The 18998-nt window shown below is 64.3% G+C and carries 15 protein-coding genes; 8 read left to right on the top strand and 7 right to left on the bottom strand.

The window, feature by feature from the left end; genetic code table 11:
* Positions 1 to 107: 107 nt before the first annotated feature.
* From HY556_01230 to HY556_01210, 5 genes are all read right to left on the bottom strand, one after another.
* A complete protein-coding gene (locus HY556_01230; protein ID MBI4392407.1) occupies positions 108 to 860 on the bottom strand; it encodes a hypothetical protein in 753 nt (250 codons plus the stop codon).
* 4 nt (positions 861 to 864) lie between these two features.
* A complete protein-coding gene (locus tag HY556_01225; protein ID MBI4392406.1) occupies positions 865 to 2232 on the bottom strand; it encodes a DUF58 domain-containing protein in 1368 nt (455 codons plus the stop codon).
* 156 nt (positions 2233 to 2388) lie between these two features.
* A complete protein-coding gene (locus tag HY556_01220) occupies positions 2389 to 3471 on the bottom strand; it encodes a MoxR family ATPase (GenBank protein ID MBI4392405.1) in 1083 nt (360 codons plus the stop codon).
* Positions 3468 to 4646, bottom strand: a complete 1179-nt coding sequence (locus HY556_01215; GenBank protein MBI4392404.1) for a hypothetical protein — start codon at positions 4644 to 4646, stop codon at positions 3468 to 3470. Before HY556_01215 ends, HY556_01220 begins: the two co-directional genes overlap by 4 nt.
* 36 nt (positions 4647 to 4682) lie before the next feature.
* Positions 4683 to 7901: a hypothetical protein gene (locus tag HY556_01210; GenBank protein MBI4392403.1), complete on the bottom strand. Its 3219-nt coding sequence runs from the start codon at positions 7899 to 7901 to the stop codon at positions 4683 to 4685.
* A 121-nt stretch (positions 7902 to 8022) separates the two neighbouring features.
* Between HY556_01210 and HY556_01205 the strand changes: the two genes are divergently transcribed.
* On the top strand, positions 8023 to 8895 hold the full coding sequence (locus HY556_01205) for a PKD domain-containing protein (protein MBI4392402.1): 873 nt from the start codon (positions 8023 to 8025) through the stop codon (positions 8893 to 8895).
* Between the two features lie 63 nt (positions 8896 to 8958).
* Here HY556_01205 and HY556_01200 read toward each other — a convergent pair whose 3' ends face one another.
* On the bottom strand, positions 8959 to 9837 hold the full coding sequence (locus tag HY556_01200; GenBank protein ID MBI4392401.1) for a DMT family transporter: 879 nt from the start codon (positions 9835 to 9837) through the stop codon (positions 8959 to 8961).
* 115 nt (positions 9838 to 9952) lie between these two features.
* Here HY556_01200 and HY556_01195 point away from each other — a divergent pair, with 115 nt between their 5' ends.
* Positions 9953 to 11236, top strand: a complete 1284-nt coding sequence (locus tag HY556_01195) for an adenylosuccinate synthase (GenBank protein MBI4392400.1) — start codon at positions 9953 to 9955, stop codon at positions 11234 to 11236.
* A gap of 45 nt (positions 11237 to 11281) precedes the next feature.
* On the opposite strand, the gene HY556_01190 is transcribed toward HY556_01195, so the two are convergent.
* Positions 11282 to 13570 carry a fibronectin type III domain-containing protein gene (locus tag HY556_01190; GenBank protein ID MBI4392399.1) on the bottom strand — a complete coding sequence of 763 codons (2289 nt, stop codon included), beginning with the start codon at positions 13568 to 13570 and terminating at the stop codon, positions 11282 to 11284.
* Positions 13571 to 13902: 332 nt separating this feature from the next.
* Here HY556_01190 and HY556_01185 point away from each other — a divergent pair, with 332 nt between their 5' ends.
* The 6 genes from HY556_01185 (at position 13903) to HY556_01160 (ending at position 18977) form a co-directional block, all read left to right on the top strand.
* Positions 13903 to 14958, top strand: a complete 1056-nt coding sequence (locus HY556_01185; GenBank protein ID MBI4392398.1) for a hypothetical protein — start codon at positions 13903 to 13905, stop codon at positions 14956 to 14958.
* Positions 14959 to 15140: 182 nt separating this feature from the next.
* Positions 15141 to 15596, top strand: coding sequence for a 30S ribosomal protein S15 (locus tag HY556_01180; GenBank protein ID MBI4392397.1), 456 nt, complete (start codon positions 15141 to 15143; stop codon positions 15594 to 15596).
* A gap of 125 nt (positions 15597 to 15721) precedes the next feature.
* Positions 15722 to 17020 carry a hypothetical protein gene (locus tag HY556_01175; protein ID MBI4392396.1) on the top strand — a complete coding sequence of 433 codons (1299 nt, stop codon included), beginning with the start codon at positions 15722 to 15724 and terminating at the stop codon, positions 17018 to 17020.
* 2 nt (positions 17021 to 17022) lie between these two features.
* Positions 17023 to 17256 carry a hypothetical protein gene (locus HY556_01170; protein MBI4392395.1) on the top strand — a complete coding sequence of 78 codons (234 nt, stop codon included), beginning with the start codon at positions 17023 to 17025 and terminating at the stop codon, positions 17254 to 17256.
* 32 nt (positions 17257 to 17288) lie between these two features.
* The gene (gene maf, locus HY556_01165) at positions 17289 to 17936 is read left to right on the top strand and encodes a septum formation protein Maf (GenBank protein ID MBI4392394.1); all 648 of its coding nucleotides are present in this window, start codon (positions 17289 to 17291) and stop codon (positions 17934 to 17936) included.
* Positions 17937 to 17960: 24 nt separating this feature from the next.
* Positions 17961 to 18977 (top strand): tRNA-dihydrouridine synthase family protein, encoded by a 1017-nt coding sequence (locus HY556_01160; protein ID MBI4392393.1) that lies wholly within the window; start codon positions 17961 to 17963, stop codon positions 18975 to 18977.
* Positions 18978 to 18998: the final 21 nt, after the last annotated feature.

Below are 18998 nucleotides of genomic sequence, written 5' to 3'. Positions count from 1 at the left end.
ATTGGCATTGACGTATCGCGCAGACCAGCTCGACCTTGTCACGTGGTTTTTCAGGCGATGGGCGCGGTCCCCGGCCTCGCTCCCGCGCCATCCACTCGACCGCCCCCTCACTTTCGCTGGCTGAACACGTACGCGAGCACAGCGACGAACACGGCAAGCATCAGCGGGACGAAGATTATCCCGATGGGAAGGCTCTTCACCGCATCCTGTAGGCCGCCGCTACGAGAGTAACTGAACGCGAAGAACACGATGAGCGTCGTCGCGACGGCCGGAAGTATCCATTGGAGGCTCGATATCCGCACGTTCCTCGCCGCATCTTGCGCCTCCGCCTCGTCTATGCCTTTCGCGACGTAGTGTCTGCGGAGCCGGACGGCCTCCTCGTTCTCGAAGTAGAGGACGAGTATGGAAAGGGGGACCCAGGTGAGCACGACGCTTTGCGCCGGCGGGAGGCCCCCTTGGGTGAGGTGGAGGTTCACGATCACGCGCGTCCAATCGATGTTGCTGAAGGCGAAGCCGGTGATGAGGAGGGTGACGGTCAGCGGGATGACGAAGGCGCCGACCTCGTGACGCTTCGGGAGCACTGCCACCATCGTGATGAAGAAGGCCGCCACAAAGAAGAGGGCTGCCAAGGGTCCGAGCGGGAACAAGTGGATGTATGGCAACGGGATGTCGCCGGGAAGCGTCGCGTAGATCGGGGATTGCCATAGTATGACGGCGAGCGAGAAGGCGTAAAGAAGCGCGAAGCCGATGCCGCGCGCCAACCGGGCAAGATCGATCGCCATCATCCGACCCCCCGTGCCGCGACCGTGCGAAGGCTCTGCCGCCCAAACGTCGTGGCCAACGACGAGAATCTGGAACACGTGCTCATAGACTCCTCCCTACGAAGGCCGCCGCGAAACTGGTCTTACGCGGATCCCACTCTATCATAGAGACACCGAGCTTTCTCACCCGCATACTCGCGGGACGTTCGATCTTCGCGAGTATCCGCGTCGCATCGGCCTCCGCGATGCCCGCGGCGCCCATGAGCGAGAGGAACTCGGGTTTTATCACGAGGACCGGGAGCCGGCGCTTGCGTCTACCAAGTATTCCACGGATGCGCTTGATCCCACCGACGGTCGCTTCGACATCTCCGCTCGGCCTCGTGACGATGATGACAAGCGGTTTGCCCGTGACGATGTAATGTTTGCACTTCTCGACGGCGCTTAGCAACCCTTCGCGACTCTCGCCGGCCTGGACGCCGACGGCTGCCTGTGTCACCTTCATGAATTGCTTGTTGCCGCTGTCAGGATAGATGAGTTTGGTCTCGGCGGCGTTGTAGAAGTACGCGCCGAGCTGGTAGCCGCGGTCGAGGTAGTACTGCGCGATCCCCGAAGCGGCCTCCAGCCCGTATTCGAACGCATTCTCCACGGACGAGCCCACCTCCATGTACTTCGCGGCGTCGACGAATAGGAAGACGGTCTTCTTCCCCTCCCGCTCGTATTCGTTGACGAGGGGCATCGGGCTCATGCCGGGCATCTCGCCGCGGCGCGCCGTCGCCTTCCAGTTGATCGTCTTCGGCGGATCGCCCCACACGTATTCGCGGATCTCCCGGAACTCGTTGCTCTTGATGCCGATCTTCGCCATGTCGTTTTCAGGAAATGGGCGTTTCGCGATGCCGGCGAGCCCCCTGATCCGTCTCACCGGCGCCAGACGCGGTCTCACGTCGAGGGTGAACGGTTCGCCGATCTTTTCGGTGTGCGGCTTCAGGAATCCAAGCGGGTGTACGCTCTCGACGAGAAGCGGCGGGAGTACGTAACTTCCCCGTTTGGTGACGCGTATCGTGAAGCTCCACTCTTTCTCGACGATGGATCTGCCCTTCGCGAAGAGCTGGATGTTCGTCCCATCGACGAGCTCGAAATACGGAGGGATCGCCGCGTACGCTTCGATGAGACCCCGCCCCTTTTCGCAACGAAGCTTGAGAGCGACCTTGACGCGATCGCCCGTGCGGGCCGGCACGCCCGTGACTTCGCGGGTGACTGTGAAGCCGGATGGCGTGGGCTGCGACATCGCCACGAGGGCGAGAAAGAGCGGGAAGAGGCCGGCGAAGATGAAGTAGTAGTTCCCGAGGGCAAGGCCCAAGGACATGAGGGTCGTCGCTGCGGCGAGGACCGAGTAGCCGGTGCGCGTGAGTCCTGACGTCGGCCGTATGGGGCTCTCGACCTTTTCGGGCGGTGGAACCGGTTTCTCTTCCATCTGCGGCAAGGCGCCCGCCGGGCGAAACGTCGTAGGTCGAGCGGGCGTCGTGGCGCTATGCATCGTTCGTCGTTACTCCTATGATGGAATCACGCGTGGCGTCTCCCGGCGTCACGCGCGTCGGAAGCATCCGCGACGGCTCTTCGCCCATCCGCCTCACAGGAACCGTTTCTTCTTCTTCGGTTCGACGACGGCGGGCGTTTGTACCGCTGCGACGGGCGCTGGCTGCACCGTCACCTTCGGTTCCTCGGCTTCCGGTACGCCTGCTTCCGTCTTCTTGAACCTCATCGGCGTCTCGATCGAAGCGAGGACCTCCTTCACGACGTCTTCGGGCTTCAGGCCTTCGAGCGTGTGCTCGAGGTCGAGTATCGTCCTGTGGGCAAGGGCTTCGATCGCGTACACCTTCACGTCGTCGGGGGTCACGAAATCGCGTCCGCTCAAGAAGGCGTTCGAGCGGCTGATGCGTAGAAGGGCTAGAGAGCCGCGAGGCGACGGGCCGACCTCGACCTTTGGATGGTCTCGTAGCGCCCTCACGACCTCGCCGATGTACTTGAGGATCGCGTCGTGGATGAACACGTCGCGTTCCACTTTCTCCTGGAGTGCCCGGAAACGCGTGACGTCCATGACCGGTTTCACGTCATCGGTCGGGTCGTCCTTCTTCCAACCGATGCGACGTCGGAGGATCTCCGTCTCGGAGTCGAGGCTCTGCGGGTAACCCGTCGAGAGCTTCAGGAGGAACCGGTCCATCTGCGCCTCCGGCAAAGGGTACGTCCCCTCCTGTTCGATGGGGTTCTGCGTGGCCAGGACGAAGAACGGGGTGCCGAGTTTCAACGTCTCGCCTTCGATCGTGACCTGGCGCTCTTCCATCGCTTCAAGAAGCGCCGATTGCGTCTTCGGCGGCGAACGGTTTATCTCATCCGCGAGGAGCACGTTCGTGAACACCGGCCCCTTTGCGAGCGTGAACTCGCCGGCCTTCGTGTTCCACACTTTCGTCCCAACGATGTCGGCGGGAAGCATGTCGGGCGTGAACTGGACGCGCGTCGTCACGCACCCGATGCTCTTTCCGAACGCCTTGACGAGGAGCGTCTTCCCAAGGCCCGGGTAATCCTCGAACAGGATGTGCCCGTTCGCAAGGGCGCCGGCGAGGAGTTTTCGCAATATCAGCCTGTTCCCGACGAACACCGAGCCTACGGACTCGATGATCAAGTCGCACTCTTCCTTCCATTGGTTTCCCATCATGCCTGTTGCCCACCCGTTAGACTATGCATGACCTGATTGTGGAGTTCGAGGCGTCGTGCCCTGTTGCGCTCGTTCACCTTCTTCACCATGAACGCCAGCCCGACGAGCGGTCTCTTCTCGTCCTTGTACGCGTCCACCTTCGAAAGGGTGCTTGCGACCTCCGAATCTTCGAGACCGCTGCCCTTGAGCGCCTCCGCGAGAACGCCGCGATACTTGTCCTTCACGTTGCGGCCCGCGAGGAACCCGGCCACGGTCTCCTTGATCTCGACGAACGTGCGGTCCGGCCGCTTCTCGATCTCCTGCGAATGTTTCCGATGCGTCGAGACGTAGGGCGTTTCCGACATCTCGCGCCTGTAATGGTTCCTCACCCGGCCGAAGACGTAGCCTGCGAGCGTAAGCCCTAGGAAATACTCGTACACTTCGAGGTGGGCGAGGCCGCCGGCGATCGTCGGCCGGAACGCGTAGTAGCCGTAGATCGTGGTCGCGAGGCTGACGGTCTTGCCGCGGGCGGTGCCGAACTCGCGGGCGAACCACCGAAGCTGGAGGTTGCGGTGGTTCATGAGCGGGATCAAGAGGACGAGAAGGGTCAGGACCACGGTGCCTACGAGGGCCGTGGCCGTCACTTCCGTCCGGTACGGGACGAACGGGCCGGCGCCCTGACCCAAGGCGAACACACCGGCCGCCATGAGGATGACGCCCGAGAGGGCGTAGGCGAGGCGCCGTTGGAGATCGGTCTTCTGGACGAGCTTCTCTTCCTTGTAAAGGGCCCGGCCGATGACGAACGCGGGAGCGCCGGCCGCAAGGAGCGTCACGTTGAGGTCCTTCGACGTGAACAGGTCCTCGAGCGTGAAGAGGAAGAAGAGCGACCAGAACGCGGCCCATGCCACGGACCGCCCAAGGCGCGGCAACGGGTTCTTCTCATAGGGCAGGCGAAGTTGGAGGAGGTTCGAAAAGAAGCGGAGCGCGATGAGCGCGTAGAGGGGCTCTTCAAACGCCTTGACCCCAGCGTCGGCGAATTCGATGGGAAGCGGCCCGTCGGGGCCGAAGACCGAAGCGTGGTCGAAGACGACGTAGGCGAAGACGGGGGCAAGGAGGATCTTGAAATACAGGCCCCAAGGGCGCTTTTGCTTCTTCCGCGCCCCTTCCGTGGAGGTCGGGCCGACATCGGCGCTCACCGGGGCGGCTCCAGGGACCGACGATCGGCCCGCCAATCACTCGACCCCCAGGTATTCCAGTACGGCCCGCTTCGCCCTGTAGAAGCGGACGAAGTCGTCGCGGGTGAGGTGCCTCGTCCCGTAGTTCGTGATCTCGAAGACCGACACGGCCTCGTCGGCGCCGCGTCTACCCGCGGCCATCACGGTGGGGGCTTGCGTCGACGTCTCCAACGTGTCCACTATCATCGCCTCGAGTTCGCGAGGTGTCGTGTCGTGTTTCACGGGGAGGCCCTTCGCCTTGACGGTCTCGAGGAGCGCTTTGTACTCCTGTTCTATCTCACGGCGGTAATCGACGAGTCTAAGTACCCTCGTGGCCGAGACCCATGGACCGCTCGCTGGCACGTGGGTGGCCTCGCAAACGACATCGGCCTCCTTGTCGAAGGTGACGGTGTGGCCGGCCGCGCCCTCGGCGTCTGTCGTCAGCTTGAGCGTCTCCTCGTCGATCTTGAGCTCGACCTGTCCGGCAATGGGCCCCTCGGGCGCGATGGTACGTGTAAGGCGCACTTCGAGGGTGACGGGGGTCCCGGGCCCCCAGACGTCCGGGAGGTCGTCGTCGATCTCATTGAACTTCATCTCGAGGCGGACACCAGCAGCGACCTCCACGGCCGCGCGCTTCTTCGGCATGCGGTTCTTCAAGAAGTAGGCGGCGCCCGCGATCGCCGCCACTGGAACGGCGAGGAACAGGAGTGTCGTGAGGGTCCCGAGGTTCACGGGTGGCGTGACTTCCGTGGTCTTCGCCGCAAGGACCTCGAAGGGGGCGGTGCTGTTCACAGGGACGGCGCCCGAATCCCCGGCGTAAGAGGCTTGGAGGAAACCCGAGCCCGCCGATCGGGGCGTGCCTATCCGCACCTCTGCGACACCGCGCGCGTCCGTGCGGTTCTTGAACGTGACGTTCCCGGCCGGCGAGACGAGGGTCGCGGAGACTTCGACGCCGGGCATGGGAGCGCCCTTGTCGTCGACCAGGATGAGGCGCGCCGTGATGTTCTCCCCGCCGCGCGCCGAAGCGGGCGCCTCCACGCCGAGGACCGGCTTGAACATGATCCGCACGGGTTGCGTCTTGAGCTTGCCGTACCGATCGCTCGTGTAATCGATGCTTGCGGTCCCCGGCGAGGCGGACGCATCGGCGTGGACGATGAAGGTCACGTTCCCGTCCCCGTCCGTCGTCTTCACCTGTACGGCCCGTGGGACGGTGCACGATTTGCCGCATAGGCCGGGTTTCGCAAGGTCGAGTGTCGCCCCGATGGTCGTGCGCGGCACACCTTGTGGACCGAGGACGAGGCGCATCCTGACACTTGCGTCCGTGCCCCGGACAAGTGTGAGCTCCGGTTCTCCGACCAAGCTCACGTCGTCCACTTTCACGCTCGCGTTGGCGGCCGAGGCCGAGTAAAACTCGTCGCCGGCGAACGTCGCGACGACGCGATGCGGACCGGCCGTCGTGAACGTGTGGTTACGCGAGAACACACCGGCACGGTCCGTCTCCACCAGCGCCGTGGTCCCGTCGACGGCCACGGTCACGTTCCGACCGTCTATCGCAAGCCCCGTGAGGTCCGTGAGCCGGCCTTGGAGCACGGTGGGGCTTCCGATCCCTTCCCTCTCGGGAAGCGTCAACTCGATAGCGGACGCGGATTCGACGCGCAGTATCGGATCGCTCCAACTTTCGAGATAGACGAGGTTCGGGTCCCCGATCACCTTCTCCGCGTGCGACACCAGGTGGTAATCGGCGGCGCCGAGGCCCTGGGGGATCGACGTGACGATCGCGAAATCGCCGTTCGAGTCGGTGCGACCATGGCCGATGGAAGCGCCCGGAGCTTCCTTCGTCTTGTTGAGGAAGAGTTCGATGGGGACGCCCGACACGCCTTTCTTTGATTCCACCTCGCGCACGTAGCCCTTCACCGTTATCGGGTCGCCTTTCTTTGCGGCCTGCGTGTACTCCACGATGTCCGTCACGGTGGGGATGATGGTGGGCGACACGGGCTCGGGCGCCGGCACGTCGTCACGGGGGTTCTCGCCGTCTCTTTCCACGGGCTCGAACATGGGCGAGTCGCGGGGGTTGTTCAACGTGTAGCTGCCGCATCCGCCGAGGTTGATCTGTTCCCACCCGATGTCCGGGACGTTCACTTCGACGAACGCGTGGCCTTCGTTCGCGATCACCCGCGTCGGGATGCCGTATGATTGCGCGATGACCATGAAGGCGAACGCCCTGTGCCGGCAGCAGCCCTGTTCGCCAAGGGCGATCGCGAGGAACTTGTCCGGGTAGGTTGACTCGTCGGGGATCTCGCCCTCGCCGAAGTCGTTGAAGTACTTGGAGAGGGTGTTCACTACTTTTCCGTAATCGGTCTCGCCGGTGATGTTCAACTTGTCCGTGACGAGTTTCACTTCGTCGCGAAGCTGCGAGGGGAACGAAGGGCGTAGCGCCGCCGGGACGTCGGAGAGCGTGGTCCCCCTCGGTACTTTCAAGATATAATAATACTGGGGGCCGCTCACTTCGATACTCAGGTTCACAAGAACAGGCGCCTTCGCTTCCGCGAACCTGTCCGGCTTCACGTAGTAGCCGTCCGCTCCGTCCTTCCAGAACGTGAAACTGGTCGGCGGGTCTGACGAGTACCCATGAATCTGCATGTCGGCGGCGACGGAAAAGATGGGGGTCGGACCGCTTTGGGAGATGACCACGGGGAAGCGCCCCGTGAACTTCGCGCGCTCGGCCTGGCTTCCCGGGGGCTGCGAGATCGGAATCGGCTTGAGCGTCTGATCCGCCACGCCCATCGAATAGTCGGCCTCGAGGCGATCGAACGATCTGAGGCGCTTCATGCAGCCGAGGGCCGGATCGAAGGCGGCGTCGCACGTCGTGCGGTCGGCCCCGCTCTCCCGGTCCATGTTCCAAGACCTGAATTGGTCTTGCGGCAATGATGAGAAGTTGCCCTTGTTCTGCCCGGTCATCCCGCCCATCTGCGGGTCGAGCCCCATCGCGGCGAGTTGCTTAAGGAGTTCCGGCGATATCTTCAGGTCCGGCGGGATCTCCTTCGGGAGGTCCTTCGGCGGAGTGATGTTCACGTCCTTCGGGGGCTGGATGTCCGGGAGCTTGTCCGGGGGGGACTGCTCGGCTATGATGTCCGTGACCAGGCCGTCAAGGCCAGAGCTCGCTTTGTCAAAGGACGGGGACAGGACCAGCAGGGACCCTAGGACCGCCACTGCTGCCAGGGGGAGTCGGAGATCCACAGGTGCCTTCCTTGCCTACATTTCTGAAGTCCACTCGCCTAATGAACTTTAGTAGAATGGATGGGAAGGACCGAACGAAACGGCCGAAAACCTTTAAGGCGCTCACCGGTACAAGGGGACCGTGGCGCGACGGGCCGCATTTTTGACGATGACCCTGTTGATGGCGGTCGCCTTCGCGGGGGCAGGCGCTGGGCCCGATGCCCAGACACCCGACCCGCGGATAGACAATGGCCAGACCATCGACATCACGGCGGTCGAGCATCCGGCGCTCATCGTCCCGGGAAAAGTGTTTTACGTGAACGTGACGGCGAAGAACAAGGCGTCGGTCGATCACTCGTTCGGCCTTTTCGTGGTCATATACAGGATCGAGCCCGACGGGTCTTGCGACAGTGGGACCGGTGATGCTTACCTGGAACGCGTGTCCGCCTTCGTGAAGTCGGTCGATCTCAAGGCCGGGGAGGAGACGACGATCCGCGGCGAGGAGAACCATTGGGCGCACCAGGTCTCGGTGGAACGAGGCCTCGCAACGGGCGAGTACGAGGTCTGCGCGTGGGCGGAGAGCTTCAAGAAAGGGACGATGGAAAACCCCGTGTTCCCGTGGTTTTACGATTATTTCCCGTACCGCCAAGCCCTTAGGGCGACGAATGCCGCCCCCAACGTCACGATTGCGCCGGGGCCCGTCACTGTCGAGCCGAACGTCGCCGTGGCGTTCGCGGCGAGTGCCACCGACGCAGACGGCGACACCGTGTCCTTCAAGTGGGACTTCGGCGACGGCACGAAAGGAGAAGGTGAAGCGCCGAGCCACGCCTTCCGGTTGGAGGGGAATTTCACGGTCAACGCGATCGCGAGCGATGGTTTCGACGTCGCGACGGCCACCCGGACCATATCGGTGGACGCACCCGACGGGGCCAATCCCACTCCAGATGTGTCCTTGCCCCTGGTCGTCGCTGGAGCGGCGTTGGTCGCGCTCGCACGCTCAAGGACGCGGCGCTGACGGGGCGGGTCTACGTTCGGCGCGCGCCGGGTAGTCGACGGCGCTTACGCCCTGGCCATGCGTTCATCCCTTGTCGAGGGCGCGCGAGACGAAGTACACGCTCACGAGGATCACGGCGCCGCCGACGACCGACGTCACCGGCGGGACCTGGCCCAAGACGACGAAGGCGAGCGCCACCGAGCCCACTGGTTCGCCTAGGATGCTCGTCGAGACCAGGGGCGCGGGGAGCCACTTCAGGAGATAATTGATGACCGTGTGGCCGAGGATCATGGGCACGGCCGCGAGAGCCACGAACCAGAGGTACTGATCCGTCGAATAGCCTGTGAATGGCGTTTTCGCGGCGACCATGAAAAGCGCGAGGAATAACGAGCAAGCGAGGTAGACGACGAACGCGTAGGGAAGAAGGGGGACCCGTTGGCGAAGCCTACGACCTGCGAGAAAATACAGGGCGGCGCACGCCCCCCCGGTGAAGGCGAGCAAGTCACCGACGAGCCTCGTGTCGCCGAGGCCGCTGTCGCCGACACCTATTATGACAGCACCCATCATCGCCGCCCCGATCCCCCACCAGGCCCTTCCCGCCAACCGCTCCTTGTAGTAGAACTGCGTGATGCCGCCGACGATCGCCGGGTGAAGCGTCACAAGCACAAGGCTCGACGCCACCGACGTGAGGGAGAGCGACGTTATCCACGTGGCGAAGTGGAGGGCGAGGACAAGACCGGTGACGAGTAGCGCTAGCGCGTCCCGCCCCAGGATTCCCTTGAGCTCGGCCCGGTAGAAGAGGGCCACCGGCCCGGCGAGGATCAACGTCGCGAAAGCAAGCCGGTAGAAGGCGACGGCGAGCGGAGGCGCGTTTGCGAGGAGGATCATGACGCTCGCCGTCGACACGGCGCAGATGCTCAACGCGAGTAGGGCGCCAAGGGCCCAGCGGGGAGGCCTCTCCACGACCGGGCAAGAGCCACGCCGGATATCATCTCACCGCCATGGAACCGGGGCGCTCCCGGCCTTCATCACCAGGAGAGAAGGTTTTATCTTCGGCCTTCCCTTGGGCGCCTCTTGGATGCCCGTAACCGTCGTCGTAGGCGCCCAATGGGGAGACGAAGGCAAAGGCAAGGTCGTCGATTATTACGCGTCGCGCTTCGACGTCATCGCCCGTTACCAAGGCGGAAACAACGCCGGGCACACGGTCGTGGTCGGGGGCCACACCTACAAGTTCCAGCATCTGCCGAGCGCCATCACGCACAAGGACAAGCAGTGCGTGATCGGAAACGGCGTCGTCATCGACCCGAAAGTACTTCTCGAAGAGATGGACCGGTTGAAAACGACCGGCCACACGGCTGAGAACCTCTCGATAAGCGACCGCGCGCACGTGATATTGCCCCACCACAGGGCGCTCGACGAGGCGCTCGAAGGCGCCGGCGGCGGCATCGGCACGACGAAGCGCGGGATCGGCCCCACCTACAGCGACAAGATCTCCCGCATGGGGCTGCGGGCCGGCGACTTGGTCGATCGGGACGCATTGTCGCGCCGCCTCAAGGCCATTTACCCCTCGCGTGAGACGCTCATGAGCGCGTTCGGGGCGAAAGCGCCGTCCATGGAAGCGGTCTTGGAAGAGTACGCGCTGTACGGTGAACGCCTACGCCCCCACGTCAAGGACACGATACTCCTCCTCAACAACGCGGTCGAGCGGGGCGCAGAGGTCCTTCTCGAAGGCGCCCAAGGGACGATGCTCGACGTGGACTTCGGCACCTACCCTTTCGTCACGTCCTCATCGACGACGGCCGGCGGCGCCTCGACGGGGACGGGCATCCCGCCGAACGCCGTGGACGAGGTCATCGGCATCGTGAAGGCCTACACGACGCGCGTTGGGAGCGGGCCGTTCCCGACGGAACTCCATGACGCGGCGGGAGAGCATCTCGTAAGGGTCGGGAAAGAAGTGGGGACGGTGACGGGGCGAAAGCGCCGTTGCGGGTGGCTAGACCTCGTCGTCCTCAAGCACGCCTCGCGGGTCAACGGCCTCACGGGCCTTGCGATCACGAAACTCGACGTCCTCGCGGGCCTTCCCTCGATCAAGGTCTGCGAATCGTACAGGTTGGATGGCAAGGAGGTGCGCGAGGTGCCGGCGTCGATCGACCGGTTCGCCGAGGTCGAACCCGTGTACAAGGAGCTCAAGGGCTTCGGCCAGTTAGACCCGCTCGCCGTGGAGAAGGACCGGCACAAGGGGCTCCAATCGCTTCCCGAAAGTGCGCAGAAGTACGTGAACTACGTGTCAAAGCAGCTTGCCGTCCCCGTCGTGATGGTTAGCTACGGGCCGCGTAGAGAAGACACCCTAGACCTACTGTAAGACGCTCTTCACAGGTTTCATGGGCCACGCGACGCACGTGTCGGCTCAGGGTCTCAGGTCCTCGCCGTTGTCTTTCTGTCCGTCGGCGTCGCGGTCATCGTACGCCCCGGCGCCGGGCGAGCAGCTGCAGACCTTGGGGTTGTAGCCGGTCACCACACCCACCCTGTCCGTGAAGATGCCCGCTCCGAGTATGTTCTTCGCGCCGATGCGGTAGTAGTACTTCGTGAGCGGCTCCACCTCCGTGTCCACGTAGACGCCTGTGGCACCCACCTCGATGAGTTTTCCCGGCGCCCCCGAGTCGTCGGACCGGTAGATGTAGTAGCCGATCGTCGGTGGTCCCCCATTGTCGATCGGGGACTTCCACGCGAGGTTCACCGTGTTGAACGCGGCCGTGTTGTTGCCACGAGACGCCGTGAGTTCCCTCGGCATCTCCGGCACCGTGTCCACGTACGTGCTCGCTGCCGCCGTTGCGGCCTCGCCCTCGCCCATCGCGTTCACGGCGACCACCTCGTAGTAGTGAATCGTCGCGTCGGGAAGCCCCTTCTCGTCGAGTAGAAGCATCTTCGGCGATAGCGTCCCGACAAGGCCCAACGCCCCCGGCGATGTGCCGCGGTAGATGTTGTAGCCCGTTATCTCTCTACGACCGTCGTCCGCGGGCGCTTTCCAGGAGAGTTTTACCTGCCCCATCGCGGGGCCCGGAAGGGCCTGGAACGAAAGGGGTTTCGAGGAGACGTTGAACGTCGTTCCGCCCTGGGCGCTAGCGAGCGGGCCTTCGCCCGGCCCGTTCACCGCGCTCACCCTGTAGAACCGTTTCGCGCCGTGCCCGAGGCCCTGGTCGACGAAACTCGTGACGTTGCCGATTTCCGTGAGGAAAGGATGCGTCGTGTTCGTTTCGCCGCGATATACGCGGTAGGCGAGGATGGGCGCGCCGGAGTCTTTCGCGGGTGGGTTCCACGACACCGTGATCTTGCCGGGCGAAGGGCCAGGAAGGACGGTCAGGGCGAGCGGGACAGTGGGCACCGAGCGGGCGAGGGTCCTAGCCGAGATTATCGCGCTCTTGGCGCCGTCGCCCCGTGAATTGAACGCGGCCAACTGATAGTAGAACGTGGTGTTGTCGGGGAGGGGTTGGTCGGTGTAGGTCGTGCGGTTCCCCATCGTCGCGAGCTCCGCCAAAGCGTCCGGCGCCGTCCCACGGTAGAGGCGGTAACCATGGAGCGGACTCGAATAGGAGTTCGTGAAGGGGGGAAGCCAGAGGACCTCGAGGCTACCATGGGCGTTCTTGGTCGTGGCGTACGCGTAGCGCGGCGCTCCGGGCGCTATGTTGTAGGACCACACCTCGTCGCGCACCGACTGCCGCCACAATCCGCCGAAGACGTAGGCCTCGTCCCCCATCCAGACGGCGCTCGCGTAGGTGACAGGTGGCCACATCGTCGCGCTCATCTTGACGACGCCCCCGGCGGTGGTCTCATAGCGGACCACCTCGTCGACGTCGTGGCAATTCTCCAGGCACTCGGTGCCGCCCAAGACGTACGCGTGCTCCCCGTTCCAGACGGCGCTTGTGTACGCGCGTGGCGTCGGGAGTCTTGCCGCCGAGACCGTGAGCGCGCCCACCACTGGGTCGAAACGGAGTATCTGGTCGGACCGGTTCCCCCCGTCGTAACCGCCGAATATGTGACCCTTCGACCCATCGTAGATCGCACTCGTACAGCATCGTGGCGAGGGAAGGGCTGCCGGTATGACGGTGACGGACCCGGTGGCGGGCGAGTAACGGAAGATCTTCGTGGAGTAGGATCGGGAAACGGCGTTGAACCCACCGAACACGTAGGCGTCCGGCTCGGCCCAGATGGCGCTTGTCCGCGTCATCGGTTGCGGGAGCTTCGCCGGCGCGACCGTCAGGACGTCGAGGGCCGGGTCGTATTCGAGGATGTCGTCGAGGTCGGTGCCGTTGCGGTCGCGTCCTCCGAAGATGTAGACCTTCGACCCGGTCCAGACCGCACTAGTGTCGGCGCGACCGGACGGGAGCCTCGCCCCCATCGTGGCCCACGTCGCGCCCTCGGGATCGAAGCGTTGGATGTCGTCGTAGAAAGCCGGGCCGCCGTTACTGCCGCCGAAAAGGAAAGCGTGCGTCCCCGTGAAGACGGCGCTCGTTCCCCATCGTTTAGAAGGCAGGTCGGCCGACTCCGCCATGACGCTGCCGCTGTCGGCGAGCGCGGTCTCCGAGAACGTCGGAAGGACGACTTGGAGAGTCAGCAGTGCGACTATGAGCGTTGGCAGGAAAGACGCTGTCTTGCGTCGTTCTCTTCCAGAACCTTTGCAAGAATAGAGGGGGTTCATCCACTGGGCGCCGATCGCATGCCTCCGTCGAAAAGCTGGCGCGAAGACTATTAACCTTCAGCTTGCACCCCGCGGTGGGTTACAATTCCCTCGCGTGCCGGGACGTGCCCGGGAAAAGGAGGCGCCTCCCATCTCTTTCCGAAGTGGTTTTGGCGCGTCGTCCGGTCTTCCCGCCACCCTTCGCCGCTCCGATTCGCATAGAACCTAACGAAAACGTTCTTTATAGCATATGCCGAAGGAGGAAGCGCCCGGCCAGCGGTGCCCAAGCGCCGGGAGAGCGGGCAGACGGCCCCAACAGGTCCGAGACATGCCACGAGAGAGGAGGAACGACCGTGAACGGTGACACAAGGTGGTTCGCCCTAGCTGTCACGCTGCTCCTCCTCGCGGGCGCGGTCGGAGCGACGTCCGAATTCCACACGGCCGATGCGAACCCAAGCGGCTTCACGCAGATCCAATGCCAGATAAGCTACGATCCGGCGCGTTGCGGCGGGAACGTCATCGAGGATCATACGACCTACCGCGTGGTCGTGAAGGAGAGGCAGAGCAACAACTCGTTGGTCACCGGCCACAATTTCTCGGCCGTCGCCGGGTACGCGCGGCACATGGAACGCTCGTGCACGCAACCTGTGGACGGGCCGAACGGGCTCCTATGGTTCAACGACCAGTACTTCATAGACCCCGGGGCGGCGACGGGAAGCCCTTGCGTCACTACGGAGGATTGCACCATCGGTTGCTACATCATCGCAATAGGGCAAGGCGGTCCGGATCCGTCGACCCTCTTCGCCGGCGCCGTCCGTCGATTCGTCTACCAGTACACGGACCCGAACGGCATCGCGTGGGAGACGCGGGAATACTTCAAGAGCAACACGTACTTCTGGGTCGTGACGATCGCGGGCACCGTTTTCGATTCGGCGCCGAACCTCGCGGGGGGCACGACGAACCGTGGCACGGGAGCGGCGAACACGCCAAACGTCGCCAAGAACGATCCAAGCGGCACCGGAAGCAACAACACGTACGTCAACGGGTGCACGACCACGGACGCGCCGGACATCCCCGAGTGCTACGAGGGCGGCAAGGACCACAACCCGTCCACGGAGACCGCCGACAATTACAGGTTCTACAATTTCGTGATGCTTGTCGACGTGCGCGGGAGCCCCACGCCCGGCACGGTCCCCGTGAACAAGATCACGAACGCGCCCGGCGCCACCGCCTGCGCGGCACAAGCGTCTGACGACGGGAACTCCCACGGCAGCCAAGCGTCCCACACGGGCGGGTGCCCGCACACCCACAGGGAAGGCAATGTAGACCTTTGGTTCAGCCACACGCAACCGACCGCCGCCGGCGGCGCCCTTGAGACGTATTCGAGCACCTACATGTACCACGCCTAGCGGGCCCCCGCTCCTCGTGGGCCGCCCGGTCATCAGCGTTAAATATTGGTTATCCATTGGGCGCCGTAGAGACGCGCGGCTCCGACCCTTCGACCGGTCGGCGGCGCGCGTGGACGCCCGCGTCCACCGCGCCTCGCGGATTCCCATCCGCTTCGGCTTCGCGTCATCGGAACGTGACATACGTGACCAAGAAACACGCAAGGAAGGAATCCGTCCCGCGCGAGCGTCTGCCGCGCAGGGCGAAGGCTGCCGGTTTTTCGAACCTTGACAAGACCGAGATCGAGGAGACCGTCGTGAAGCTTGCCCGCGAAGGCAAGACGACCGCCATGATCGGCACGATTCTCCGCGACCTCTACGCCGTGCCGGACGTTCGCCAGGCGACGGGCCGCACGATCATGGAGATCCTTTCCGAGAACAAGATCGTCTTCGATATCCCGGAGGACCTCCAGGCCTTGATGAAGCGGGCGCTCAACCTACGGCGCCACCTCGAAGCCCATCGGAAGGACAACAACAACGGCAGGGGACTCCTGCTCATCGAATCACGGATCAGGAAACTCGCACACTACTACCGTGCCAAGGGGAGCCTGCCCGCGGACTGGAAGTACAGCGCGATCACGGCGAAGCTCACCGTTGAGTGAGGAAGTTGCGACGGGGCCCCGGACCGGCCCATCGCGGCGTCCATCGTATGGCGCTGCCCCGCCCGGCCCCTGACTTCGCCCTCATGGCTGCCCCTGGCACTGCGCTCCATATGGAGGCATCCTAGATGGACTTCGCATCCCGTTCCCGCCGCGCGGCCGAGACGTTGCGACGGGCGACTTTCGCCCGGATAATCAGCGCAAGGACGGTCGCCTCCGTCGCCGCGAGCGCCGTCTTGGCCCGGACGATGGAACGCGCGGGCGCGGCTTTCCACATCAGTTACGTCGACGGGGACCAGGGCGACCTTCGAGAGACCGGGGAGACGGCGGGCGCGGACCTCCTGGTCTCGGTCGGCCTCACCGAGGCCGCCGCCCGATCGCTCAAGCACCGGGAAGGCGAGACCCTCGTCCTGAGCGGCGATTCATTGACCGACCCGGAAGCGAAGGACGTCGTCCTGACCGGCGCCCAGGACGAAGGACCGTGGGAAGCTTCGGTGGCCGGTGTCTCCATGCAGGTCTCGCTCGAGTGCTCCGACGCTAACGCCGACCTTTTGCCCATCGCTTGCGTCGGCATTATCTGCGATGCCGGCACGCTGTCGCGCCTTCCGGGCCTTGACTCGGCGCTTCTTGCCGAATCGGAGAAACGCAGCTTCATCGAAGCAGGCCCGCCCGTCCATTTCCAGGGACACCTCATCGAATCGCTCTCAACCTCGACGCGCCCGTTCCTGCCCCAAGTCTCCGGGCGGGCGCAGAACGCGAAGAAACTCCTCGAGAGACTGAAGATATCGAGCGCCTTCGAGTGGTCGATGCTACCCGCCGGCGACAGGCGACGGCTATCGGATTCGGTGGCACTCCGACTCCTCGCCGCCACCGGGCGGGCATCGTCAGCGGAGACCGTGTCGGCCGCGAGCCTTGTGGCCAAGGACCTCGGCGAGCTTTGGGCGCTCACCCTTTCGGCTCGAAGCTTCGCGCGAACGGCCTACGGCCACATGGGAGCTCACCTTCTAGGCGCCAAGATCCCGCCCGCGGAACTGCGCTCCGCGTGGGTAGAGGAGAACGATGAATTGATGCGGTTGGGCCTACGCCTCGAGCGCGAGGGACTGACCGAGATGAACGCCATCTCCCACTTCCAAGCGACGGGTCCCGGGGACGCGCACTCGGCCGGTGTGCTCGCGTGCGATTCCTTCTCCACGAAGGGCGTCGTCGTGGTCTCACGCGCCCACGGTGAGGAGACGCAGCTTCACGTCGTCCCCTCGAGCGAGGCTTTACGCGCCAGGTTCGACGCGTTCGCGACGCTACGCTCATGCGTCCCGCCGGGTAGCCGTGTCCGCGGCAATCGGCGCATGGCGATAGGCGTCGTTCCGTTCGCGGTCCAGGCCAGTGTCTTGCAATCAATCGACAAAGCCGTTGAAGGTGTCCTCTCCTGAAAGTGCGGCTCTCGGTCCACATGCGCCTGAAGTCCGTGGGCGAAGCGCGACTCGTCGCCCGCTCCGTGGGCGTCGACAACGGCCATTACGTCGGAATGAAGGTGGACGGCCGTAGAATCGAGGCGAAGATCCACGCCGATTCCTTGGGCCCTGCGTTGAGTTCCGTCGATGACCTCTTGGCGGCCATCACGGTCGCGCTTGCGGTCTCGACGGCCGCCAAGGCCCGAGAACGGTGAACGCATGGTGTTGCCCTGGTCTACACCCGGTGATCGCACGGGGCCACTCGACGCAAGGGAGCCGTGACCTTGTGGTGCTCGTCCTCGCCAGCGGCTCGCCCCGTAGGCGCGAACTACTTACGTCGCTCGGTCTCGAGTTCGTGACGGCCGACCCCCGCGTGGACGAGACCCTTCCATTGGATTCGCCGCCCGAGGCAGGCGTGGTCGCGATCGCTTGGCGCAAGGTCGACGCGGCGTTGAAACGGCACGAGGCCGACTCGATCTCCACGTCCGACCACCTACTTGCTGCCGACACGATTGTCGTCCACGAGGGGCGAGTCTACGGAAAGCCCGAGACCGCGGCCACGGCCAAAACGACTTTACGCTCGCTTTCCGGGAAAACGCACAGCGTCATGACGGGCATCGCCCTTCGCTCGCCCGAGGGGCGACGCTTCGACGCCTGCGAGGTCACAGAGGTCACCCTGGATGCCCTTTCGGATACCCGGATCGATTCTTACGTCTCCACGGGCGAACCCCTCGACAAGGCCGGAGCGTACGCGATCCAAGGGAGGGGCGCTTCGCTCGTCGCCGGGATCCGCGGCGACTACTTCAACGTCGTCGGGTTGCCGCTGCGGCGCACGTTGGCGCTTCTTCAAGAGGCGGCCTACCCTTTGCCCTCGCACCTTAGACTTCATGAATAAGAAGCGCGTAGCCGGAGAGTCCACATGCGAGAGCCGCTTCACCCGATGGAGATAGGAGACGTCCGCCTCCCGAACAATCTCGTCTTGAGCCCCATGGCGGGCTTCTCGGACCTCCCCTTCAGGGTCCTTTGCCGCCGCCACGGCGCTGGACTCGTCTCATCCGAGATGGTCGCCGCCGGCGCTGTCGCGGCCTTTGGCGGCGGCGAAGCGGCCGCGCGAGAGCATAAGAAGAAACGCGCGCTCGCCCGGATGCTCACTTGCGCGGAGGAGCGTCCGACGAGCATCCAACTTTTCGGGACCGATCCCGTTTCGCTCGCGGCGGCCGCGAAGGAAGCGGAGCGCGACTGCGAGATCCTGGGCTTCAACATGGGCTGCCCCGCATGGCAGATCAAGAACCAAGGATGCGGCGCCGCGCTACTCGATCACCCGGAAAAGGCCGAGGACCTTGTGACGGCCATCAAGAGCGCTTCGCGAAAACCCCTTCTTGTGAAACTGCGCGCCGGAAACACGGGTCGCATCGACGTCGCGTCACTCGGGCGTCGCTTGGAAGCCGCCGGCGCGGACGCGTTCATCCTTCACGCGAGGACGGCGGCGCAAGGGTACGGGGGGAAGGCGGACTGGACGGTGGTGCGCGATTTCAAGGACGGCGTCGGAGTCCCGGTCCTCCTCAACGGCGACGTCGTCGATGGCCCCTCCGCTTCGAGAGCCCTCTTAAAGAGCGGCGCAGACGGCATCGCGCTAGGACGCGGGACCCTCGGGGACCCGCACGTATTCAGACGCATCGCCCACTTCCTCGCAACCGGCCACGAGCTTCCAGCGCCCACCGCCGCCGAGCGCCTCCTCGATTTCCAGGAGTACGCCCGGATGGCGTTGGAGATCGGGCTTCCAAGGCAGCACGTCTTGGAGCAAGCGAACCAGTTCACAAGGGGGCTACGCGGCGCGACGAAGATGAGGGCCGGGTGGCAGCGCGGGGCGACCGTGGAAAAGGTCCTCCGCGATTTCGAGGCGTTCGTGGACGGTCGCCTCGTCACGGCTTTATAACCGAAAGGTGTCTTGGCCTCC

It is taken from the genome of Euryarchaeota archaeon (assembly GCA_016207515.1).
Classification (GTDB): Archaea; Thermoplasmatota; SW-10-69-26; order JACQPN01; family JACQPN01; genus JACQPN01.
This window is presented reverse-complemented; position numbering and strand designations above follow the sequence as displayed.

Bases quoted from the DNA above. Each gene is read 5' to 3' on its own strand.
- HY556_01190 (MBI4392399.1), bottom strand. From the start codon at position 13,570: ATGAACCCCCTCTATTCTTGCAAAGGTTCTGGAAGAGAACGACGCAAG.
- HY556_01160 (MBI4392393.1), top strand. From the start codon at position 17,961: ATGCGAGAGCCGCTTCACCCGATGGAGATAGGAGACGTCCGCCTCCCG.
- HY556_01175 (MBI4392396.1), top strand. From the start codon at position 15,722: ATGGACTTCGCATCCCGTTCCCGCCGCGCGGCCGAGACGTTGCGACGG.
- HY556_01220 (MBI4392405.1), bottom strand. From the start codon at position 3,471: ATGATGGGAAACCAATGGAAGGAAGAGTGCGACTTGATCATCGAGTCC.
- HY556_01195 (MBI4392400.1), top strand. From the start codon at position 9,953: ATGCCCGTAACCGTCGTCGTAGGCGCCCAATGGGGAGACGAAGGCAAA.
- HY556_01225 (MBI4392406.1), bottom strand. From the start codon at position 2,232: ATGGAAGAGAAACCGGTTCCACCGCCCGAAAAGGTCGAGAGCCCCATA.